The sequence below is a fragment of the Winogradskyella sp. PG-2 genome, assembly GCF_000828715.1.
Classification (GTDB): domain Bacteria; phylum Bacteroidota; class Bacteroidia; order Flavobacteriales; family Flavobacteriaceae; genus Winogradskyella.
The window spans coordinates 2,987,848-3,011,952 of sequence record NZ_AP014583.1; the positions used below are offsets into that span (position 1 = coordinate 2,987,848).

Sequence of the window (24,105 nt, forward strand, 5' to 3'; positions counted from 1 at the left end):
TCCCTAACAGACCTGCTTCTTTAATGCTCGTAATATGTGGCTAACTAATCTAAATTCATATAAAAATGAAAACTACAATTACTTCTTTTGTATTGTGTTTTTTGCTTTGTGTTTCTTTCACGGCAAATGCACAATTAGAAACACCACGTGGAAGCCAAAAAGCCGCAGTTATGCAGCGTGTAGGAACAACTGATATTACAATTACGTATTCTAGACCTAGTGTCAATGACAGAGAAATTTGGGGGAAATTAGTGCCTTATGGTATGAATAACCTTGGATTTGGAACATCTAAAGCTGCTCCATGGCGAGCTGGTGCTAATGAAAATACTACAATCACATTTACACACGATGCTAAAATTGAAGGCGAATCCATAGAGGCTGGTACTTATGGGTTACATATTAATGTAAAAGATGCGGATAATGCTACCATAATTTTATCCAAAGATAAAGATGCGTGGGGAAGTTATTTTTATGACGAAGCTAAAGATGCCTTGCGGGCAGATGTAAAATTAACAGATAATGAACATACAGAATTATTGACTTTTGACTTTCATGATGTAAAAGCTAACTCAGCTATAGCATCATTAAAATGGGGAAAGAGAGCGATTCCTTTTAAAGTTGAAGTAGATGTTACGGAAGTGGTTCTTGAAGATATAAGAGCTCAATTTAAAGGACAAAAAGGCTTTACAAGACAGAATTGGGAGCAAGCAGCTAACTTTTCAATGAATAATGGTGGAGATTTAGATGAGGCCTTAGGTTGGATTAACTCAGCATTAGAGGGTCAATTTTTTAGTCAGAAAACTGTAAATGGTTTAGCAATTAAATCTCAAATACTTCAGAAGAAAGGGGACATGAAAGGTTATGGGAAAACTATGGACGAGGCAGCAGCTATGGCAAACCCTAATCAAATCAATCGAATGGGTTATGCTATGATTACTGCTAAAGACTTTGATAGAGCAGTGAAATATTTTAGTATGAATGTAAAAAGTGATCCTAAAAATGCAAATTGGTACGACAGTTTAGGAGAAGCGTATAAGGCAAAGGGTGATAAAAAAACAGCTATCAAACACTTCAAAAAATCATTAACATTAAATCCAGCTGCAAACGTAAAAGCAAATTCTGAAAAAAATTTGAAGGAATTAGGAGCATTATAAGGGTTTCATCAGCAAAACACGTATTGTTCTGTTTTGGAGGGTCTAGTTATAGTTGGTGCTAGGCCCTTTTTTTATTATGCTTTTTTAAAATTTTATAATAATAAGTGTTAACTAATATAATTCCAAATATTGCGATACTTACTCATTTGTCTATAGGTATTTAAAATGACTCTTTGCTCTGGTAAACCTAAACTTGGATCGAGTTTTAAAACACCTTTTGCATAATAACGTGCTTGCTCTAAGATATCTTTATCCTTAACAATATCTGCAATTCTAAGGTTCAATACACCGCTTTGTTGTGTACCCATAATATCACCTGGTCCACGTAGTTTTAAATCAACTTCTGCAATTTCAAAACCATCACTAGAGCGTACCATGGTCTCTAATCTAGTTTTACTATCCTGACTCAATTTGTGACTTGTCATTAGAATACAGTAACTCTGTTCTGCACCGCGACCTACACGCCCTCGTAATTGATGTAATTGCGACAAGCCAAAGCGCTCTGCACTTTCAATAATCATTACTGAAGCATTCGGAACATTAACACCAACTTCAATAACTGTTGTAGCAACCATAATATTAGTTTCTCCTTTAACAAAACGTTGCATTTCGTAATCTTTATCTGCAGGCTTCATTTTTCCATGTACAATAGAAATCTGATAGTTTGGCATCGGAAACTCTCTAGAGATGCTTTCGTAACCATCCATCAAATCTTTATAATCCATTTTTTCACTTTCCTGAATTAAAGGATAGACGATATAAATTTGTCGACCTAAAGCAATTTCATCTTTCATAAATTTGAAAACTTTTAGGCGATTATTGTCATAACGATGAACTGTTTTTATCTGTTTTCTTCCTGCTGGTAATTCATCAATTATAGAGATATCTAAATCTCCATAAACGGACATTGCTAAAGTTCTGGGAATTGGAGTTGCGGTCATCACAAGTACATGTGGAGGAGAGGTGTTCTTGTGCCATAACTTACTTCGTTGGGCTACTCCAAAACGATGTTGTTCGTCAATAATTGCGAGTCCTAAATTTTTGAATTTCACCTTGTCTTCAAGTAAAGCGTGTGTGCCAATTAGCAGTTGTAAACTACCATTTTCTAAATTTTCATGAATTTCTTTACGTGTTGAAGTTTTAGTTGAACCAATAAGTAATGAAATACTGATATTTAATGGTTTACATAATTCATATAATCCATTATAATGCTGTACTGACAAAATAGCAGTTGGAGCCATTAAACAACATTGAAAACCGTTGTCAAGTCCCATTAATATTGACATTAGGGCTACTATTGTTTTTCCAGAACCTACATCTCCTTGTAAAAGTCTATTCATCTGTGCATTACTTCCTAAATCTTGTCTAATTTCTTTTAAAACACGTTTCTGTGCGTTGGTTAATTCAAAAGGTAAATGGTCTTTATAGAAGGTATTAAAATAGTCTCCCACTTTATTAAAAGGAAAGCCTTTAATTTTAGATTTATGAATAAGATTTTTAAGAATTAATTGTAATTGAATATAAAATAATTCTTCGAATTTTAATCGGAATTGAGCTCTAGAAAGTAGTTCCGGAGTCTTCGGGAAATGAACATTAAAAAGTGCGTCTGATTTTGAAATTAATTTCAATTCTCCTTTTACCGAATCAGAAAGTGTCTCAACAAAATTGCCTTTGGTTTCTATAAACAACTGCTGCATTATTTTGGCAACAACACGATTTGTAATGCCTTTATTTGAAAGTTTCTCAGTAGAAGGATAAATTGCTTGCATCGCAGAACGTAAATTATTGTCGTGCTCAGATTGTAATTCTATCTCAGGATGCGGCATACTATATTTTCCACTAAACCAATTTGTTTTTCCAAAAATCACATAAGGTTGATTTATTTTAAGACTTTCTCTTATCCATTTCTGACCACGAAACCATACAAGTTCCATCATTCCGGTATCGTCTTTAAAATCAGCAACAAGTCTTTTTCCTCGTTTTTGGGCAACTTCTCTAAATCCGGTTATCACTCCAATGAGTTGAACTTCTGCGTTGTTCCGTTCAAGTTCTTTTACTTTGTAATACTTAGTACGATTTATATAACGATTCGGGAATAGGTTGATGAGGTCTTGATAGCTTTTAATACCTAACTCAGTACGTAACAAATCAGCACGATTTGGACCTACGCCTTTCAAATAATCTATAGGTGTTTGGAGGTTGGTATTCATTATCGCTAATATAATAATACAGTTTTGATGATTAAAAACTAATTTTTGAATTTCTCTAATCTTGTTATAGAATTTACGGTTTTACCGTAATAGTTTTGTGGTTTAACCACAAGATAATCAATTAATTAAGCTTTATTTTTAAGGGTTGGCTATTAATGATTCTAAAAACACATTTATTATGAGAAGATTATTATTATTGTTTTTTGTAATTCCATTTTTGGGAATTGCGCAAGTGCCATCGTATTACAACGATGTAGATCTATCACTAACTGGATTAGCTCTTAAAGACGAGTTAGCAGTAAAAGTTATTAGTACGCATTCAAATTTTTTGGTTTATACACCAGAAGTTTGGGATGCTTTAAAATTGACGGATTTAGACCCAAACGATGCGTCGAAAGTTTTATTGATTTATGGTTATGATGATAATGACGGTGTACCCAAAACCGATAGATCTCGAGGAGTAAATCAAAATGGTGGTAATGTAGGTGATTGGAATAGAGAACATGTTTATCCTAAATCACTAGGAAATCCAAATCTTGGAACTTCTGGACCAGGTTCAGATGCTCATCATTTACGGCCATGCGATACACAATGGAATTCAACGCGTAATAATAGGAAATTTGCGGATGGTACTGGTAATGCTGCAATTACAGGAGCATTTTGGTATCCAGGGGATGAGTGGAAAGGTGATGTTGCTCGAATGATGATGTATATGTATCTAAGGTACGGAACTCAATGCTTACCAATCAACGTTGGTGAAGGTAACCCAGTTACTATAGATACTGATATGATTGATTTATTCCTGCAGTGGAATGCAGATGATCCAGTATCATTATTAGAGGAGCAACGTAATCCAGTTTTGGAGGGCTTACAAGGAAATAGAAATCCTTTTATTGATAATCCTGCTTTTGCAACTGAAATTTGGGGAGGACCTCAAGCCGAAGATAAATTTGGATCGGCTCCACCAGATACTGAAGTGCCATCAACACCGACCAATTTGCAAGTTTCAAATGCTGTAGTATCGAGTTTAGACTTAAATTGGACAGCATCAACAGATAACGTAGGTGTTGTAAGCTATGATATTTATCAAGATGGAGTATTGATTGATGCTTCAGCTACAACTAATTATACAGCAACTGGTTTAGCTTCTAGTACGTTATATGCATTTACTGTATATGCATTAGATGCGGCTGGTAATATATCATTAGTTAGTAATTCAGCTTCAGGAACGACATTAAATTCAGGTTCTGGAGGTAGTTCGACTGAATTGTTTATTTCAGAATATGTAGAAGGTTCATCATATAATAAAGCTATTGAGATTGCTAATTTTACAGGTTCTTCGGTAGATTTATCGATATACGATTTAAGAAGAAATACAAATGGCGGCTCATCATGGGACACAGCACTTCCATTGTCAGGTAATGTAGTTAGTGGTGATGTTTTTGTGGTATCTCACAGTTCAGCTTCAGCAGCAGTTCTTGCTGAAGCAGATATAGCAACTGCAGCAAGTACTATGACATTTAATGGTAATGACCCTGTTGGCTTATTTAAAAACGGTGTTTTGATTGATGTAGTTGGTACTTTTAATAATGGAACTTCAAACTTTGCAGCAAATACAACATTAAGAAGAATTTCTTCAATTAATGATCCATCGACAATATATACCGCTTCAGACTGGGATAGTTTTTCCTCAGATACATTTGATGATATAGGTACACATACTATAGATGGTGAAAATCAAGGGCCAACGTCTGAAATTATACATGAGGGCTATTTTGAATCTGGTTTGGATGGATGGACTGATGGAGGAGGAGATTGTTATAGATACTCTGGATCTAGATCTTATGAAGGTTCGCGTTCAATGCGCTTAAGGGATAATTCTGGTACAGCGTCTTCAATGACATCTGAGACATTTGATTTGTCAACTTTTGATTCTGTGGATATAGAGTTCTATTTCTATTCTTATAGTATGGAAAACGGAGAAGATTTCTTTGTTAAATTTTATGATGGTAGTAGTTGGTTAGATATAGGTAATTATGCAAGAGGAACAGATTTTGAAAATAATGGTTTTTATAATGTGTCAATTTCTGTCGATACTTCCACTTATAATTTAGCGAGTAATTCACAGTTTAGAATACAATGTGATGCATCTGCTAATGGTGATCATATTTATGTTGATGAAATTATTATTACTGGTAATACCAATAGAGGAAATGAGGCTAGAAGTGTTGCAGCAAAATCCAGAAATTATATTGATTTTATATCTGCATTAAATACTGATTATGAAATAGACGAAACAGATACTGTTAAGTTGTATCCTAATCCAGTCAATTCAATTCTTAATATAGAATTAGATAATGACTATGTTAGTTATAGTATATATAATATGATTGGAAAAGAAATTCTTAAAGGAAACTTAACGAATAGAAAACTCAATGTGAATCAATTAAATTCGGGTGTGTATATAATTAAATTCTCAGATGGAGAAAATATTATAACTGAACGATTTATTAAAAAGTAGAGTTAATTAATCACAAAAAAAGCCGAGCATTGCTCGGCTTTTTTTATTTTGTCTGCTAAATGACTCAATGTCAATTTTTGGCGTTATCCTTGCATAGGTAAAATATATGAAAAGAGTTTTAGATTATTTTTGTCTTTTTTTTATAAGTCTTTCTTTTGGTCAACAAACTAATTTTGTTGACTTTAAGCATGTTGATGCTCTAATTGTATTTAATCAATTAGCAGTTGATAGTACAACTTACAATTCTTATGATATAGATTTTGAGATTTTAAATAAAACAGATTCTATTTATTTAGATGCTGTTAATATGAAATTTAAGCACGTAGCTCTTAATAATATTGCAGCTAAGTTTAAAAATGATGGTAAAAAACTTATTATCTATAATGATTTTGAAAAAGGTGAAAATCATAAATTAAATTTTATCTTTTTTAATGCACCTAAAAAAGCAATGTATTTTTTGGGTTGGGAAAATGAAGGTAGAAATCAAATATGGACTCAAGGACAGGGGAAATATACCAGTAATTGGTTGCCTAGTATAGATGATGTTAATGATAAAATTGAGTTTGATTTAAAGTTTTTAGTACCTAATGGCTATGAAGTTATATCTAATGGCAGGTTAAAATCTAAGTCCGATAATGCTGGGTATTTTCTATGGGAGTACAACATGGAACATTCAATGTCTAGCTATTTGGTGGCTGTAGCAATAGGAAAGTATAATAAGAAAGAAGAAGTTTCAAAAAGCGGAATTCCACTAAAGTATTATTACTATCCCGAAGATTCATTAAAAGTAGAGCCTACATATCGTTACTCTAAGAAGATGTTTGACTTTTTAGAAGCAGAGATTGGTTTTACGTATCCATGGCAAAACTATAAACAAGTTCCTGTGCATGATTTTCTATATGCAGGTATGGAAAATACAAGTGCCACTATTTTTTCAGATGCTTTTGTTGTCGATGCTATTGGTTTTAATGATAAGAACTATGTTAATGTCAATGCACATGAATTAGCACATCAATGGTTTGGTGATTTAGTGACTGCAACATCTAGTGAGCATCACTGGTTACAAGAAGGGTTTGCTACCTATTACGCGTTATTAGCCGAACGCGATATTTTTGGTGATGATTATTTTTATTTCAAGCTTTATGAATCCATGATAGAGCTAAGCAGACAAGATTTGTCAGGGAATGGAACATCGCTTTTAAATCCAAAATCGAGTAGTCTTACGTTTTATCAGCGTGGTGCCTGGGTTTTACATGCATTGCGCAAAAGAGTTGGAGATGTGGTCTTTAAAAAAGCAGTTAAAAATTATCTTGAGCGTTATAAATTTGGCACTGTAGAAACTGACGATTTCATTACTGAGGTAGAACGTGTTTTCGGAAGATCCTTAACAGCTTTTGTGAATTTATGGGTTGTAAAAAAGGCTTTTCCTTATGAGAAGGCATTTGAAATTTTGAAAGCTCAGTCAACTTTTATTAATGAATATGAACAGGTAGATTGCCAGGCAAAAACTTCTAAATGTGCTGATTATCTTAAATATTATGTGTCAGATGAAGCTAAAGTGAAGGTGATTTCTCAAGCACCAGAATTAGTCACTGTAGATGTATTTAAGAATAGTTTAAAAGTACGACAGGCAATTGCACAATATGTAACAAAGATTCCTGAGTCTTTAAAAACTGATTATGAATCATTACTTGATGATAAGTCATACATCACTATTGAAAAAGCTTTATATAATTTATGGGTTAACTTTCCAGAAGAACGTGCCAAATACCTTTCTAAAAGCAGAAACATAGTCGGGTTTAGTGATAAAAATATTAGGTTACTTTGGATAGCTCTAAATTTAAACACACCATTTTATCAAACGGATAATAAACAGGCATTATTTCAAGAACTTGTAGATTATACAAATGAAAAATATAATGCCGATTTGAGACGCAATGCATTTCAATATTTAAGTATGATGCAATCTTGTAATGAAGAATGTCAATCAAACTTAGAGAATGCAAAATCACATCATAACTGGAGATTGGTTAAGTTTGCAAAAGAATTATCTGAAAAACTAAAATAAAATTAATGCGAGCATTAGTAATTTCTGGTGGTGGAAGTAAAGGTGCCTTTGCAGGTGGAGTTGCTCAATATCTTATAGAGCGAGAAAAACGTGAGTATGATATGTTTTTAGGAACTTCTACAGGCAGTTTATTAGTGCCTTATTTAGCTGTAAATGATATTTCTAAGCTTTATGACATATTCACCAATGTTCAGCAGCAAGATATTTTTAGCGTAAGCCCTTTTGTGCAGCGTCAGAAAGGTGATCGTGAGTTTGTTTCTATTGATTTTGTGAATTCTTTATGGCAGTTTATAAAACGAAAGCGAACTTTTGGTGAGAGTAAAGCTCTAAAACGTAATATTCGAAAAAACTTCACTTTTGAAGAGTATCAAAAAATAAAAGCAACTAAGCAAGATGTTGTGGTTACTGTTTCTAACCTCTCTATGAATAGAGTAGAATATAAGTCTATTAACGATTGTAGCTATGAAGAGTTTTGTAATTGGATATGGATTTCATGTAACTATATTCCTTTTATGTCCTTAGCAAAAGTTAATGGTTATGAGTATGCAGATGGTGGTTTAGGTTGTGTAATTCCAATACGAGAAGCCATTGAGAGAGGTGCTACTGAAGTAGATGCTGTGGTTTTAGAATCAGAAAGCCTTAAGAAGCAAAAAATACTAGGGAAAAACCCGTTTTCATTAATGATTAATTTGTTCGGACATTTAATGGATCAGGTTGAGCGTAATGATATTGTTATTGGTAAACTCGCTGCAAAGAATAGAAATGTAAAGTTGAATTTGTATTATACACCAACAACTTTAACTGAAAATTCATTGATTTTCAGTAAACGTCTAATGGAAAAGTGGTGGCAACAAGGTTATGAGCATGCAGAGCAAAAACACGAATAATTAATTACCATATCTCTCCAACTTCTTGTTTTATAAATGATAATGCTGCGTTACTTGGTGATTGTTTATCCATTAACTCAGTTAACACAACTTCACGAAGTTTATCTGCAGAATCTGTTTTTTCAAGCATATTTGCTTTTCTAATGAGTTGGATTGTCGCATTTTTAGCCGCTAAAATTATGTTCCAGCATTCATCGCTTATATAAATTTGTTGTGCCAAATTATGTTCAAACTCTTGCTCTATTGTAGCGATTAGCAAATTTTCGTAATCTTCTTTATTAGATGAGGTAGGATTAATCCTTGTTAATAGTTTAGAAGGTGAAATTCGCTCTAATAAAAGCGACATACGCTCATAAGCTTGGAGTCTTACTGGTAAAGCTTCTTTTTGTAAATCTTTTGTAATTATAAAATTACGACGGTTATTTTCGTTATCTACATGTTCTCTAAAAAACAAATAGGCAATGGCTCCTGTTACTAAAGCAGGAATGGTGTACATTAAAAGATTGATGAGTTGTTGTTCCATAAAAATTAGTTATTCTTTATTCCGCCAAGATACTCACAATCCTTTAAATACTGCAAACTTTCAAATTTTACAGGTGATTTTTTATATCTAAACGTTTGATTAAAATCCTTAGTCAGATTATGGTCATCCACGTTCATTTCAATATCACTCATATTAAATTGACAAGGATGCTCATAGCCAGCTGCATGTGTAATTTCAATTAATTCTTTTCTAAATGTTTTAAAGTATTGCGCTAGGCGTTCAGACTTCAATGGCACATTAATTCCATTTTGTAACCATTTACTTTGGGTTGCTACACCAGCAGGACAGCGATTTGTATGGCATATCTGTGCTTGAATACAGCCAATACTCATCATTGCCTCACGTGCAACATTGATACAGTCTACTCCCATGGCAAAAGCCATCGCAGCTTTAGCTGGAAAACCTAATTTTCCACTTCCAACAAATACGATACGATCTGTTAAGCCACGCTTTTGAAATAACTTATAAATATCACTAAAACCGTAAATCCAAGGTAATGAGACATGATCTGCAAAACTCGGTGGAGCGGCTCCAGTTCCTCCTTCGCCACCATCTACAGCAATAAAATCTGGTCCACGATTTTCAGTTTTCATAATGTCAGCTAGTTCTTCCCATTGCTCTAATTTACCTATAGCTGCTTTGATACCTACAGGTAATCCAGTAGCTTCAGCAATAGCTTCAATAAAATCAACCAATTCAGGTACATTAGAAAATGCTTTGTGATTTGGTGGTGATAATACAGTTTTTCCTACTTTAACACCTCTAATTTTAGCAATTTCTTCGGTAATTTTTGCTCCTGGTAAAACACCACCTTTTCCAGGTTTTGCTCCTTGAGACAACTTTACTTCAATGGCTCTAACGAAAGGATTATCATTGACGAGTTTTATCATTTTTTCCATAGAAAAACCACCATCATCTGCACGCACACCAAAATAACCAGTTCCGAAATGAAAAACCACATCGCCACCATTGCTGTGATATGGTGATAAACCTCCTTCACCTGTATTATGATATGCTCCTGCGATTTTAACACCTTTATTTAAAGATTCTATAGCTTTAGCGGATAAAGATCCAAAGCTCATTGCTGATACGTTTATTATGGATGCAGGTCTATATGGACGCTTTCTTTTATTATAGGCTCCCATAACTTTTGCACAAGGCGCAAAAGTTTTATCTATTGCACTAGGATGATTATCTGCAACCTTGTATGGCATCATTGCATTGTTGATAAAAATATGCTGATGTGCATAGATATCTCTATCTGTACCAAACCCTTCGTAATTATTTTCATTTTTTGCAGAGGCATAAATCCAACCACGCTCAATACGATTAAAAGGCAATTCTTCTCTATTGTTGGCTACAAAATACTGACGCATTTCTGGTCCAATACTCTCAAGCCAATAACGTAGATGTCCTACAATGGGAAAATTATGACTTATAGTATGGCCTTTTTGAAAAAAAACATCTCGAATGGCTACAACTGCAAGAACAATAATAATCCAAAGCCACCACGAAATAGAACTTAAGAATTCTAAAACGGAGTCCATATTAGTTGTTTAAATAATCTAATGTTAGTCTTGTAAAGGCTTTTACACCAAGTAACATTCCACTTTCATCAATCATAAAGTCTGGTGTATGATGGGGAAATGCACCTTTTGTTTCTTCAGTAGGTCTCATGCCACCTAAAAAGAAATATATACCTGGAACTACTTCTTGAAAATAAGAGAAATCTTCACCTCCAGTAGTAGCTTTCATAACATGAACATTTTCTGTACCTGCTACCTTTTGTAATGACGGCAACATTTTATCTGTTAAATCTGGATCATTGAAAGTAATGGACGTTTGATTTCTGAAAGCAATTGTAGCTTCACCACCATAAGCTTTTGCTATAGTTTCTGTCATTTCTTTCATGCGTCGTTCAATCATGGAACGCATAGCTGGATCTAAAGTTCTTACTGTTCCAATTAATTGTGCAGTTTCAGGAATAATATTAAATCGTGTTCCTGCAGATATTTTACCAACGGTAATTACAGCAGCTTCATCCGTTAATTTAGCCTCTCTACTAATAATAGTTTGCAAACCATCAATAATTTTTGCTGAAATCATGATAGGATCAACACCAGACCAAGGTTGTGATCCATGGGTTTGTTTTCCTTTTACATCAATTACAAAACGTTCAACAGAGGCCATAATTCCCCCTTTTTTATATTTTAAAGTTCCTACAGGAGTGCCAGCATTAATATGGAGTCCAAAAATGGCATCAACTTTTGGGTTTTCTAAAACCCCTTCTTTAATCATCAATTTAGCACCTCCTTCTTCACCTGGTGGTGGTCCTTCTTCCGCAGGTTGAAAAATAAATTTTATAGTGCCTTTTATTTTGTCTTTATGTTTTGATAATACTTCTGCAGTGGCCATCAGAATAGCAGTATGCGTATCGTGACCACAAGCATGCATAACACCAGTTTCTGTACCTAAGAACGTGGTTTTAACTCTAGATTTAAATGGTAAATCATTACGTTCCGTAACTGGTAGTGCATCAATATCAGCTCTGAGCGCAACAACTTTTCCTGGTAAGTCCCCTTTTAATATACCAACAACTCCTGTTATTGCAATTCCAGTTTTAACCTCTAAATCTAATGACTTTAAATGTTCTGCAATTTTTTCAGCAGTTTTAAATTCTTGATTTGAAAGTTCTGGATTTTCATGAAAATGACGACGCCATTCAATTAATTTGTCTTCTATATCAATAATATCTTGATCCATAGCGGTTTGAGCGAAAGAAAAAGAGCACGCAAATAAAACTAAGGCTAAAAAGATCTTCATAAGATTTATAATTTGTACTAAGGTATTGAAATTTGGGAAATTTTAAAGCTTAATATATTGTTTATAATTAATGTCAATTCTGTATGGTAAAACCTAGGACAATTCTTAATTTCACATTTCGAAAAAAATAGTCCTTGGAAAAGTATCTCAGTCAACTTAACGATGCACAATTAGCACCAACTATTCAAAAAGACGGCCCAATGATCGTCATTGCTGGTGCTGGCTCTGGTAAAACACGTGTTTTAACCTATCGTATTGCTTATTTAATGAGTCAAGGTGTGGATGCGTTTAATATTTTGGCATTAACCTTTACCAATAAAGCTGCTAAAGAGATGAAAGGTAGAATTGCTGATATCGTTGGTGATGGTGAAGCAAAAAACCTATGGATGGGAACGTTTCATTCCGTTTTTGCTAAAATTCTTCGCTTTGAAGGTCATCATTTAGGTTTTCCAAGCAATTTTACGATTTACGATACTCAAGATTCACAGAAATTAATGGGTTCTATTATAAAAGAAATGGGACTTGATAAAGATATTTATAAAACCAAGCAGATTTATAGTCGTATATCATCTTACAAGAACAGCCTAATCACTGTAAAAGCATATTTAAGAAACCCTGAATTAATGGAAGCTGATGCCATGGCACGTCGTCCAAAAATGGGCGAAATATATAAAGAATATGTAGATCGTTGTTTTAAAGCAGGAGCAATGGATTTTGATGATTTATTGCTAAGAACTAATGAGTTGTTAACACGATTTCCTAATGTCTTAGCGCAATATCAAAACAAGTTTAGATATATTTTAGTGGATGAGTATCAAGATACCAACCATTCGCAATACTTAATTGTAAGAGCTTTGGCTGATCGTTTTCAAAATATTTGTGTTGTTGGTGATGATGCACAAAGTATATATGCCTTCCGTGGTGCTAATATTAATAATATTCTCAATTTTCAGAAAGATTACGATGATGTAAAAATGTATCGACTGGAACAAAATTATCGCTCTACAAAAATGATAGTAGGTGCTGCTAATTCTGTTATAGAACACAATAAAACCAAGCTCGATAAAATTGTATGGACTGCAAATGAGAATGGTGAAAAAGTAAAAGTACACCGTTCCTTAACTGATGGTGATGAAGGGCGTTATGTAGCAAGTACCATTTGGGAAACCAAAATGAATAATCAATTGCATAATAGCGATTTTGCAGTATTGTACCGCACTAATGCGCAATCACGTGCTATAGAAGATGCTTTGCGTAAGCGAGATATTCCTTATCGCATTTATGGTGGATTATCGTTTTACCAACGAAAAGAAATTAAAGATGTTACTGCTTATCTGCGTTTAATATTGAATTCCGCTGATGAAGAAGCATTAAAGCGCGTTATAAATTATCCTGCAAGAGGTATTGGTCAAACCACAGTAGATCGCCTTGTTGTTGCGGCTAATGCAACCGGAAGAACTATTTATGATATTATGAAAGACATTGATAGTGTCAATATAAATATTAATAATGGTACAAAAAATAAACTCAGAGATTTTGTAACGCTTATTGAAAGTTATAAAGTGATGAATCAAAAAGCTAATGCTTTTGATCTAGCTGAGCATGTTACAAAAACTAGTGGTTTAATAAGAGAACTGAATAAAGATGGTACTCCAGAAGGTGTAACTCGAATGGACAATGTTCAAGAACTTTTAAATGGTATTAAGGATTTTGTAGAAGGACAAATTGAACTCGCAGATGCTGGAGACTCACTAGCTGAATTTTTAGAAGATATAGCATTGGCAACAGATTTAGACGCTGATAAAGGTGATCCAGATCATGTTGCTTTAATGACCATTCACTTAGCTAAAGGATTAGAGTTTGGACATGTATTTATCGTTGGTATGGAAGAAGATTTATTTCCAAGTGCAATGAGTATGAATACAAGAAGCGAATTAGAAGAAGAGCGTCGATTATTTTACGTAGCTTTGACAAGAGCAGAAAAACAAGCGTATTTAACATATACGTTATCACGTTATCGATGGGGAAAATTAATTGATGCAGAACCAAGTCGCTTTATTGAAGAGATAGAGGACAAATTTGTAAACATTGTTACACCCCTTAAAGAACAGCGTTTTAACCCGATGTTAGATGAATCTATATTTGGAGATATTGAGCCCAATCGTATTAGATTCGCAAAACCAAAGACAGCAAAAATGCCAAAAAAGAAAGCAAAAGATAAACCTGAAAATTTTGTAATTAGTACACCTAAAAAAATGAAGCCAGTCACAAAATCTGAGAGTGACACTCATGATTATGAAGGGAAACTGCAAGTAGGAACTAGGGTTAATCATCAACGTTTTGGTAGAGGAGAAGTTATAAAGATTGAAGGTAAAGGTGGAGATGCTAAAGCTGAGATTAAATTTCAGAAAGGGGATACTAAAAAATTACTTTTGCGTTTTGCTAAACTTCAAATTCTTTCAAGAAATTAACGCAACCTTTTCTTAATTTTTGCATCTATTTAGAAATAGTCTTTTTTTAATGATTAAAACATTAACATATTTTGGTGTTACATTTCTAATACTTATTTCTTTATTTGGCTGTGCTGAAACTCAAATTGATAATGATATAAGAGTTTTAGTAAAAGGAACTATTGTAAATCAAAGTAATGAAGCCGTTGCAGACGCACATATACAAGTTTATACTGATGCTGATGCACTTGGTGCAGAAAGAGCACTTCTAGGAGAAGGTTTTAGTAATGAAACAGGAAACTTTAATGTTACTTCTCTTTTTGGTCCTAACGCATTATTCTATGTCGAAATTTCTGTTGATAATCTATATAACACCTATCGTTATGAGACAAGCACTGAAGAGTTTACACCCAATAATCTAACGTTCGATTTACAAACGGTTGAATTAGCTTAGTTATCTGTTTTTAATTATAACATTACAAGAGAAAGTGGTTCAGATAATACCTTAGAGTTTAGTTTTAGATATATAGACCCTTATTGTAATGAGGTTTATAATGTAGGTATTTTGAATGAAATTGAGAGCAATTGTTACCAAGATAGACTTAGCTCATTTTTATTGAATAATCTTGCCCCTAATATAGAAGATAGAGCGTTTATGGTTCCATTTCAATCTCAAATTGAGTTTATATATAGTATAAATGGAGAAGAAGTTACAAGTGAAATTATAGATATCAATACTTTAGATTATGCGTTTGACTTCACTTATTAAAATACTTTTTTGTATTGTAGTTTGCATTCAACTACAATCCCAAAATGATAGTATAAACATAGAAAATGATAATTCTAAGTTTAAATTTCTATATGACGAATCGCGACAATATCTAGGTTCAGTTTCATTGAGTTATCAATCTCCTTCGTCTTACGGTGATAACTTTATAGGTAAAGGCTTTGAGGGCAAGGATGGATTTGGCTTTGGTTTTAATGTTTATGTCTATAAGAACTTTTATGTAGGACTTAATTATGGTTTTAATAATTTTGATATTGTAGATAAGGAGTTAATAGGGAATTACAAGCGAACACAAATCGAGGAACGTTATTTTACATTAGGATACGAGCTTTTACCGCTTTCAAAAATAAGGTTAGGAATTTATACCTCCATTGGAGGTGGTGCAACACTTTCTAACACTAGCGATTCAGGTTTTTCAAATAGAGACTCTGGGAGTCTTTGGAGTTATGGTTTACGTCTTGAGTACGAATTTATTGAAAACCTTAATTTTAGTGTGGAGTATAATTGGCGTCAGATAAAAACTAATATTAAAACACCTACAGAGATTTCATCATTTTTCGAAAAAGGGACGTATCGCGTTCTAAACTTCGGCTTAAAATTTAATTTTGGACGAGAAGATTTGGTAGATAAAGTTGTGTTGTAAGCAATACATCACTACATATGAGTTTCTATAAATGTTTTAAGTTTTAAAGAGGTGTCTAATAAATTTAACCCAACCCAACCATGACCTTCATTTGGATATAAGGTAAACTCGTGAGTTACATTAAGATTTTCAAGTTGATCTCTCATAGCAGTACCTTGAGTAGTTGGTATTAAAGGGTCTTGCCCACCGTAAAATAAAATAGTTGGAGGTGCAGAAGCTGTCACTTGATGATATGGACTAACTTCTTCTAAAAAAGATGTTGAGGTGTTTGCACCAAATGCATCTAAAATTTCTTGTAAAACAGGATCAGCATTATTTAAATATGCAGTATCGGTAAAATTTGTTGGTCCAACAACGCTACATACCATTTCGGTTTGATTTTGGTTATCAAATGCGTAACTCCATAATAGTGATAAATGTGCTCCAGCACTTACACCAACAAAACCAATAGTATTAGAAATAGTATAGTTATCTTCATTATTCTCCAAGTAATTAATAACAGAAGTAATGTCATTAATTTGCATTGGATATGGTTGGTTATTTTCATCTGCTAATCTGTAGTTTATATTAACTATAGCGTAAGTTGGCAATTGAGTTTTAATGTAGTCTTTAAATGCATTCATATCTGCTTTATCACCAGAAGTCCAACCACCACCATGAATTAGAATTATAGTTTTTGTCTGTGCTGTTCTATTTGCAGGAAGGTATAAGTCAAAAACCTGATCGCTATCATTTCCATATGAAATATTGAATTGTTCAAAGGTTTGAGTAGCGTCAAGTACATTTGAATCGCCATCATCAGAGCTGTCTGAAGAACAAGAACTGAATATTGAAATCGAGATTATAGTAATGAAAATTAGTTTTAACTGTCTCATAAAACAAATAATGGTTATTTTGTCAACGTATTTGAAAGATACAAATTGTATTTTAGTAGTTTAAGAATACAAAGAGTTTTAATAATAAAATAGTTTAATTAATATAACAATTATGAAAAAGGTGATATTTTTATTTCTGTTTTTGCAAGTTTCAAACGGTTTTGCTCAACGTCCTAATGGAGGTAGAGGAAATCAGAATGGTGGACAACGCTCAACAGGACAAGAAAGACCAAAATTCGAGGCTGCTAAAGTTGCAGGTTTAATTGAGTATTCCTCTAAGAAAGTTCTAAAAAAAGTTAAATTAAAAAAGAATGATTCAATAGTAGAGAAGGTGATTAAATCTATAGAAACTTACAATTCTGAAATTAGTAAAATTAAGAGTAAAAATAAAGATCTATTTGAAGGCTTAGAGATTGTTGTTAATCAAAACATGGAAGCAATAATGAAGAATAGAAATAGAGAGTTAATGCAAGAAACTAGGAAAATGATAGAAGAAAAACTCAACCCTATCAGAAATGAAGTGAAAACACTTCAAGATAATTTAGATGGCTCTATGGAAGCAGTTTTAACTGAAGAGCAAAACACAAAATGGTTAGATTATAAGACCTCTGAACTCGAAAAATTACAACCAAAACGAAGAGGTAATGATGCTAGAAATAGACCTGATGATATGAATGGTCGTTCTGGTAGAAGAAGAGGGTAATCTATGAATATGTATGGCTGAGTTTATAAAGATATATCCTGAAAATCCTAATCCAAAAGCTATCCAGAGAATTGTAGATATACTAAAATCTGGTGGGCTTGTCATTTATCCAACTGATACTGTATATGGATTGGGCTGCGATATTACTAATTTAAAGGCCTTAGAGCGTATCGCTAGAATAAAAGGTGTAAAGCTAGAAAAGTCTAATTTTTCTTTTGTTTGTGAAGATTTAAGTAATCTTAGTGACTATGTAAAACAAATAGACACCTCTACCTTTAAAATACTTAAGCGTGCTTTACCAGGAGCTTATACATTTATTTTACCTGGCTCTAAAAATTTGCCTAATCCTTTTAAAAAACGTAAAACAGTTGGTATAAGAGTACCAGATAATTCTATTGCTTTAGCTTTAGTAAATACTCTAGGAAATCCAATTGTATCAACATCGATAAGAGATGATGATGATGTTTTGGAATATACAACTGACCCAGAACTCATTCATGAAAAATGGGATAATTTAGTTGATGTTGTTATAGATGGAGGTTATGGAGGTAATGAGGCTTCTACAATTATAGATCTTTCCGTTGTACCTCCAGAAATCATTAGAGAGGGAAAAGGTAATTTAGAAATATTTTAAGCCTTTTTCAAAAGCTGTATTCCTTTACTGTTGTTATAATAAAATAAAGCAATTGAAATCACTCCACATACTAAAAATCCAATAAAAAGTGGAGTTACAGAATCAATTACAAACCTACCAATATAATCAGCAATAGGTACAGCCATAACCGTAGAGATAAACCCATTAAGCGCAGAACCAATGCCTGCAATATGACCCATAGGTTCCATAGCAAGAGCACGTAGATTGCCAAATATAAATCCAATGGTAAAAAATTGAAGTGCAAAAAATGTGATTAATATTTCGATATTTGGGTTATTTCCAGAATTATAAAGAGATATATAAACCAAAGAAATAATTATGAAGCTTATAATCGCTACATGTACAATGCGCTTCATTCCATACTTTACAACAAGTTGACTGTTCATAAATGTTGCTAAACCAACAGAAATAGCAAGACTAGCAAATATTAAAGGAAACTCTTCCGCTAGGTCATATTGTTTTTCAAAAATCTGTTGAGATGTACTCAGGTAAACCATAAACGAACCAGTTATAAATCCTGATAAAAGTGTATATATTACAGCAGATTTAATTTTAAAAAACTGGATTGTCCCTGTTTTGAAAATGGAAAGCCGATACGGAATTCTATATTTATCTTTTAAAGTTTCAGGTTGTCTTAACCAAAACCATAGCATTACAATTAATCCAAAAAGAAGTGTAAACGTGAATATAAATTTCCAATCATAATTGTTCATTAAATATTGACCTAATGTTGGTGCAATCACTGGGACTAAAATAAATACCATAACTACAATCGATAAAATTTTGGCCATATAATCACCATCATAAGAATCTCTTACCATAGCAATGCACATGGTCCTTGGTGATGCTAAACCAACACCTTGCAATACACGACCAAAAAGCATTATTTCAAAATTCTTGGTGGTTATGCAGATAATGGATGCAATAACAAAAAGAACAAATCCGGCATATACAATAGGTTTTCTCCCAAAGCTATCGGATAACGGACCAAAAATTAATTGGCCAATACCAAGGCCTAAAAAAATTGTAGTAATAAGTTTCTGATTTTCTAAAGGGTCAGATACGCTCAAATGATCACCGATTAATGGTAATGCAGGTAATACCGCATCTATAGACAAAGCTACTATAGACATTAATGCTGCCATTAAAACTACAAATTCAAATTGTGACCGTTTATGCATGGCGTAAAAGTAAATCAATTATTGCCTATTTTTGATAAGCTATTATACTAATATCAGATAATAATATTTAATAATAACATAGTATGTTAACAGAGACCTTAATAAAGCTTTTCACTAGAGATTTAAATAAACTAAAAGAAGAAATTAATTTATATAAAGACGAATCTAATCTTTGGATTGTGACTGAAGATATTTCTAATTGTGCAGGTAATCTATGTTTACATTTGGTTGGTAATCTAAATCACTTTATTGGGACTAAACTTGGTAATTCAGGATATATTAGGCAACGTGAATTAGAGTTTTCGCTAAAGAATGTTCCTAGAGATAAAATGATAAAACAAGTAGATGATACTATTTTAGTTGTAACAGAGGTACTCAGTAAATTGTCAGATGAAGATTTGAAAAAGGAATATCGTAGAGATTCTATTGAAGACTATATGACAACAGAATATTTTTTATCGCATTTAACAATGCATTTAGCTTACCATTTAGGGCAAATCAATTACCATAGACGGTTATTAGATTAATATGATTTTTTTAATAAATCCATTCCTAAAACTTGTAAGGAAAGGAACTTAGATGAATAGAGAATAAAGATTTTATTATTACCACAATAGTTTCCTTTCTTGGTAAGGGATTAAGGATTGTGTAATAACTCAGATTTCATCTTATTGTTTTTGAATTATGGTGAATTGTAATCGTATCTTTGAGAAAACTTTAATATAAGAATGCAGCATTTTAAGGAACAGCCTAAAAAATCTAAAAAAGACAAACCAAAAGTCACTTTAAAAACAGCCTTCAAAACCATTATTTGGCCAAGACGTAATTTGGTATTTTTAGGTCTAATTCTTATAGTCATTCGTAGTTTAGCAGGATTTGTATTACCGTTAGAAAGTAAAGTTTTACTAGACGAGGTTGTGCCTAATAAAGATTATAGTCAATTATATGCATTGATAGGAATTGTTGTTGGAGCTATATCAATACAAGCGCTTACCTCTTTTTTGCTTACTAAAGTGTTGAGTATACAAGCACAATATTTAATTAGTGAATTAAGAGCTCAAGTACAACGGAAAGTATTGTCATTGCCAATTAGTTTCTTTGATAATACTAAATCTGGAGCTTTGGTATCTCGTATAATGAGTGATGTAGAAGGAGTGAGAAACCTAATTGGTACAGGTTTAGTACAATTGGTTGGAGGTTCATTTACAGCCATTGTAACTTTAGTAATTCTATTAAGAATGAATGTATGGATGACGCTTTTTACATTTATACCATTATCTATTTTTGCGTTTATAGCTTTGAGAGCTTTTAAATACATCCGACCTATTTTTAGAGCTAGAGGAAAAATAAATGCAGAAGTTAAAGGAAGATTAAATGAAACTTTAGCTGGAGTTAGAGTTATTAAAGCGTTTAATGCTGAAGAACAAGAGAATAAGATTTTCGAAAAAGGAGTAGATAATATTTTTCAAAACGTAAAAAAGAGTTTAACTGCAACCGCTATAATGACGAGTTCGTCAACTTTTTTGATTGGTTTAGCAACAACCGGAATTATGGGAATTGGTGGTCATTACATGATTAAAGGAGAGATAACTCCAGGTGATTTTTTGCAATTCACTTTTCTATTAGCATTTATGGTAGCTCCAATAGTACAAATGAGTAATATAGGAAGTCAATTAACTGAAGCTTTAGCAGGATTAGATCGTACAGAAGAATTGATGAATTTAGCTGCTGAAGATGAGCAAGCAGATAGAACGATTCAATTTGAAACTATAAAAGGAGATATAAAATTTAGTAATGTATCTTTTGCTTATGAAAAAGGTAAGCCCGTTTTACATAATATAAATTTTGATGCGCCTTCGGGTTCTGTAATTGCATTGGTTGGTAGTTCGGGTTCTGGTAAATCTACTATTGCAGGTTTGTCTGCAACATTTCTAAACCCTGAATCTGGTACAGTAACTATAGATGGTAAAGATTTATCTAAGGTAAAACTCAGTAGTTTTAGACAACACTTAGGAGTGGTTTTACAAGACGAATTTTTGTTTGAAGGTACCATTAGGGAAAACATAATGTTTCCGAGACCAAACGCTACGGAAGCACAATTACAAAATGCGGTTAAAGCCGCTTATGTTAATGAGTTTACAGATCGTTTTGAAGATGGTTTAGAAACTTTAATTGGAGAACGTGGTGTAAAACTATCAGGTGGACAAAGACAGCGCATTGCTATTGCAAGAGCCATTTTAGCTAATCCTAAGATTATTATCTTAGATGAAGCAACGTCTAATCTAGATACAGAAAGTGAAGGTTTAATTCAAAAGAGTTTATCAGAATTAACTAATAACAGAACAACCATTGTTATTGCTCATAGATTAAGTACTATAAAACGAGCCGATCAAATATTGGTCATTGAAGCAGGTCGAATTATGGAGCGTGGTACACACGATGAACTATTAGCAACTAAAGGGCGTTATTATGATTTATACACGTTCCAAGCGAAGATTTAGTAGTTAATTATTTGAAGATTAGAATTCTATGGACATCACATTTGATAATTATAAAATTGATCTTTTAAGTACTTCGGAAGGTGAAGCTTTTTTTGATTTAATTGATACAAATAGGGCTAGATTAGAAGATTTTTTTGCAGGTACAGTATCAAAAACACGAACACTAAAAGACACTTTAGAGTATTGTGTAGAAATTGAAAATAGAATTAAAGTTAAAAGCTATTTTCCTTATATGATTACTGATGTTTATACTGGTCAATTTGTAGGTCTAGTAGATGTAAAAAATATAGATTGGAATGTCCCTAAAGCTGAGCTCGGTTCATTTATAGATAGCAGATACGAAGGTGAAGGGATTGTGTCAAAAGCTACTAATTTAGTCGTAAATCATATAGTCAAAGAATACAAGTTTATAAAACTACTCTGCAGAGCTAATACCAGAAATAAAGGTAGTATTGCTGTTATTCTAAAAAATGGCTTTGAACTCGAAGGAACTATTCGTAGAGATTATAAAACAACCAAAGGTGAAATCGTCGATTTAAATTATTATGGTAAAGTATTCGATTAAAGCGGTATATTACCATGCTTACGATTAGGTTTTACAACCTCCTTGTTTTCGAGCATACTAAACGCTTTTATAAGTTTGCGTCTTGTATTTTGTGGTAGAATCACTTCATCTACAAATCCACGTTCTGCAGCACTATAAGGATTTGCGAAGAGCTCAGCATATTCAGCTTCTTTTTCTTTCCACTTATCTTCCTTGTCTTCTGCCGAAGAAATTTCACGTTTAAATATGATTTCAGCTGCACCTTTGGCTCCCATTACTGCAATTTCTGCATTAGGCCATGCAAAATTCATATCAGCACCAATGTGTTTAGAGTTCATAACGTCATAAGCACCACCATAAGCCTTTCTAGTAATTACTGTCACTCTTGGTACAGTTGCTTCAGAAAATGCATATAATAGTTTCGCACCATTAGTGATAATGGCATTCCATTCTTGGTCAGTGCCTGGTAAAAAACCTGGTACATCTTCTAAGACTAATAAAGGAATATTAAAACAATCGCAAAAACGCACAAAGCGTGCGGCCTTAGTAGAACTGTCAACATCTAATACTCCAGCTAAAAATATGGGTTGATTGGCAACGATACCAACAGATTTCCCGCCTAAGCGAGCAAAACCAACTATGATATTTTCGGCAAAATCTTTATGGATTTCATAAAAAGAGTCTTTATCAATAATACCATCAATAACCTGATGCATATCGTAAGGTTTATTTGCGTTTTCTGGTACGATGGTATCTAAAACATCTCTAATTTCTTCTTTTAATTCAAAGTGTGAATCCCTAGGTTTTTCTCTATTACTTTGTGGTAAATAACTTAATAGTGTTTTTACATCCTCTAAGCACTCTACATCATTAGCTGAGGTTTTGTGGGCTACACCAGACTTTGTAGAGTGAACACTTGCACCACCTAATTCTTCGCTGGTTACCTCTTCGTTAGTAACTGTTTTTACAACATTAGGTCCAGTAACAAACATATAGCTTGTGTCTTGTACCATTAAGGTAAAGTCTGTCATTGCAGGTGAATACACAGCTCCACCAGCACAAGGTCCCATTATTGCAGAAATCTGAGGAATCACTCCAGAAGCCTGTGCATTTCTGTAAAATATATCAGCATAACCACCTAAAGATCGAACACCTTCTTGAATACGTGCTCCACCAGAATCATTTAAGCCAATTATTGGTGCGCCAACATTAACTGCCATATCCATAATCTTACAGATTTTTTCAGCATGCGTTTCTGATAAAGAGCCACCAAAAACGGTAAAATCTTGCGCAAATACATAAATTAATCTACCGTTCACAGTTCCATAACCTGTCACAACACCATCACCATAAAATTGTTGGTCTCCCATCCCGAAATCTTTAGTTCTATGTGTTATCAAAGCACCAATTTCTTCAAAAGAGCCTTCGTCAAGCAAATACATAACCCGTTCTCTAGCGGTTAGCTTTTTCTTTTGATGCTGTTTGTCTATTCTAGCTTGGCCTCCTCCTAATTTTGCTAAGGCCAATTTATCGTTTAGTGTTTTTATCTTAGAGTCCAT

General features: G+C 33.2%; 20 protein-coding genes. 13 read left to right on the top strand and 7 right to left on the bottom strand.

The features are described from left to right. Window positions 1-65 precede the first annotated feature (65 nt). Window positions 66-1,154, top strand: a complete 1,089-nt coding sequence (locus tag WPG_RS13425; RefSeq protein WP_045473612.1) for a DUF2911 domain-containing protein — start codon at window positions 66-68, stop codon at window positions 1,152-1,154. Window positions 1,155-1,261: 107 nt separating this feature from the next. Here WPG_RS13425 and recG read toward each other — a convergent pair whose 3' ends face one another. Beyond that, complete coding sequence (gene recG / locus WPG_RS13430; protein WP_045473613.1) at window positions 1,262-3,364, bottom strand: ATP-dependent DNA helicase RecG; 2,103 nt, start codon at window positions 3,362-3,364, stop codon at window positions 1,262-1,264. Window positions 3,365-3,542: 178 nt separating this feature from the next. On the opposite strand from recG, the gene WPG_RS17590 reads away from it, so the two are divergent. The 3 genes from WPG_RS17590 to WPG_RS13445 all read left to right on the top strand — a co-directional run bounded on the left by WPG_RS17590 (window position 3,543) and on the right by WPG_RS13445 (window position 8,840). Then, window positions 3,543-5,885, top strand: a complete 2,343-nt coding sequence (locus WPG_RS17590; protein WP_144374479.1) for an endonuclease — start codon at window positions 3,543-3,545, stop codon at window positions 5,883-5,885. A 106-nt stretch (window positions 5,886-5,991) separates the two neighbouring features. Further along, window positions 5,992-7,953, top strand: coding sequence for a M1 family metallopeptidase (locus WPG_RS13440; RefSeq protein ID WP_045473614.1), 1,962 nt, complete (start codon window positions 5,992-5,994; stop codon window positions 7,951-7,953). Window positions 7,954-7,958: 5 nt separating this feature from the next. Further along, complete coding sequence (locus WPG_RS13445) at window positions 7,959-8,840, top strand: patatin family protein (protein WP_045473615.1); 882 nt, start codon at window positions 7,959-7,961, stop codon at window positions 8,838-8,840. A 4-nt stretch (window positions 8,841-8,844) separates the two neighbouring features. On the opposite strand, the gene WPG_RS13450 is transcribed toward WPG_RS13445, so the two are convergent. Genes WPG_RS13450 through WPG_RS13460 form a run of 3 tightly spaced genes read right to left on the bottom strand, consistent with a single transcriptional unit; the run spans window position 8,845 to window position 12,207 of the window. Continuing rightward, complete coding sequence (locus tag WPG_RS13450; protein ID WP_045473617.1) at window positions 8,845-9,363, bottom strand: hypothetical protein; 519 nt, start codon at window positions 9,361-9,363, stop codon at window positions 8,845-8,847. A gap of 5 nt (window positions 9,364-9,368) precedes the next feature. Further along, a complete protein-coding gene (locus tag WPG_RS13455) occupies window positions 9,369-10,931 on the bottom strand; it encodes an FMN-binding glutamate synthase family protein (protein WP_045473618.1) in 1,563 nt (520 codons plus the stop codon). A 1-nt stretch (window position 10,932) separates the two neighbouring features. Next, complete coding sequence (locus WPG_RS13460) at window positions 10,933-12,207, bottom strand: M20 family metallopeptidase (protein ID WP_045473619.1); 1,275 nt, start codon at window positions 12,205-12,207, stop codon at window positions 10,933-10,935. Between the two features lie 134 nt (window positions 12,208-12,341). On the opposite strand from WPG_RS13460, the gene WPG_RS13465 reads away from it, so the two are divergent. The 4 genes from WPG_RS13465 (at window position 12,342) to WPG_RS13480 (ending at window position 16,087) form a co-directional block, all read left to right on the top strand. Beyond that, window positions 12,342-14,678, top strand: coding sequence for an ATP-dependent helicase (locus WPG_RS13465; protein WP_045473621.1), 2,337 nt, complete (start codon window positions 12,342-12,344; stop codon window positions 14,676-14,678). A 49-nt stretch (window positions 14,679-14,727) separates the two neighbouring features. Further along, on the top strand, window positions 14,728-15,111 hold the full coding sequence (locus WPG_RS13470) for a hypothetical protein (protein ID WP_045473623.1): 384 nt from the start codon (window positions 14,728-14,730) through the stop codon (window positions 15,109-15,111). A 162-nt stretch (window positions 15,112-15,273) separates the two neighbouring features. Continuing rightward, a complete protein-coding gene (locus WPG_RS18240) occupies window positions 15,274-15,426 on the top strand; it encodes a hypothetical protein (protein WP_171817187.1) in 153 nt (50 codons plus the stop codon). Beyond that, window positions 15,404-16,087 carry an outer membrane beta-barrel protein gene (locus WPG_RS13480; protein WP_045473627.1) on the top strand — a complete coding sequence of 228 codons (684 nt, stop codon included), beginning with the start codon at window positions 15,404-15,406 and terminating at the stop codon, window positions 16,085-16,087. The genes WPG_RS18240 and WPG_RS13480 overlap by 23 nt, the downstream gene beginning before the upstream one ends. 11 nt (window positions 16,088-16,098) lie before the next feature. Here WPG_RS13480 and WPG_RS13485 read toward each other — a convergent pair whose 3' ends face one another. Next, the gene (locus WPG_RS13485; protein ID WP_045473629.1) at window positions 16,099-16,962 is read right to left on the bottom strand and encodes an alpha/beta hydrolase; all 864 of its coding nucleotides are present in this window, start codon (window positions 16,960-16,962) and stop codon (window positions 16,099-16,101) included. A gap of 112 nt (window positions 16,963-17,074) precedes the next feature. On the opposite strand from WPG_RS13485, the gene WPG_RS13490 reads away from it, so the two are divergent. After that, window positions 17,075-17,665: a hypothetical protein gene (locus WPG_RS13490; RefSeq protein ID WP_045473631.1), complete on the top strand. Its 591-nt coding sequence runs from the start codon at window positions 17,075-17,077 to the stop codon at window positions 17,663-17,665. A gap of 13 nt (window positions 17,666-17,678) precedes the next feature. Then, on the top strand, window positions 17,679-18,299 hold the full coding sequence (locus tag WPG_RS13495; protein WP_045473633.1) for an L-threonylcarbamoyladenylate synthase: 621 nt from the start codon (window positions 17,679-17,681) through the stop codon (window positions 18,297-18,299). Here the strand turns inward: WPG_RS13495 and WPG_RS13500 are convergent. After that, a complete protein-coding gene (locus WPG_RS13500; protein WP_045473635.1) occupies window positions 18,296-19,501 on the bottom strand; it encodes a multidrug effflux MFS transporter in 1,206 nt (401 codons plus the stop codon). The genes WPG_RS13495 and WPG_RS13500 overlap by 4 nt on opposite strands. Before the next feature lie 83 nt (window positions 19,502-19,584). Between WPG_RS13500 and WPG_RS13505 the strand changes: the two genes are divergently transcribed. The 3 genes from WPG_RS13505 (at window position 19,585) to WPG_RS13515 (ending at window position 22,567) form a co-directional block, all read left to right on the top strand. Next, window positions 19,585-20,028: a DUF1572 family protein gene (locus WPG_RS13505; RefSeq protein ID WP_045473637.1), complete on the top strand. Its 444-nt coding sequence runs from the start codon at window positions 19,585-19,587 to the stop codon at window positions 20,026-20,028. A 201-nt stretch (window positions 20,029-20,229) separates the two neighbouring features. Next, entirely contained in the window at window positions 20,230-22,002 is a 1,773-nt protein-coding gene (locus WPG_RS13510; protein WP_045473639.1) for an ABC transporter ATP-binding protein, read from the top strand. A 28-nt stretch (window positions 22,003-22,030) separates the two neighbouring features. Further along, a complete protein-coding gene (locus WPG_RS13515; RefSeq protein WP_045473640.1) occupies window positions 22,031-22,567 on the top strand; it encodes a GNAT family N-acetyltransferase in 537 nt (178 codons plus the stop codon). Here WPG_RS13515 and WPG_RS13520 read toward each other — a convergent pair. Next, window positions 22,564-24,105 (bottom strand): acyl-CoA carboxylase subunit beta, encoded by a 1,542-nt coding sequence (locus WPG_RS13520; protein ID WP_045473642.1) that lies wholly within the window; start codon window positions 24,103-24,105, stop codon window positions 22,564-22,566. The genes WPG_RS13515 and WPG_RS13520 overlap by 4 nt on opposite strands.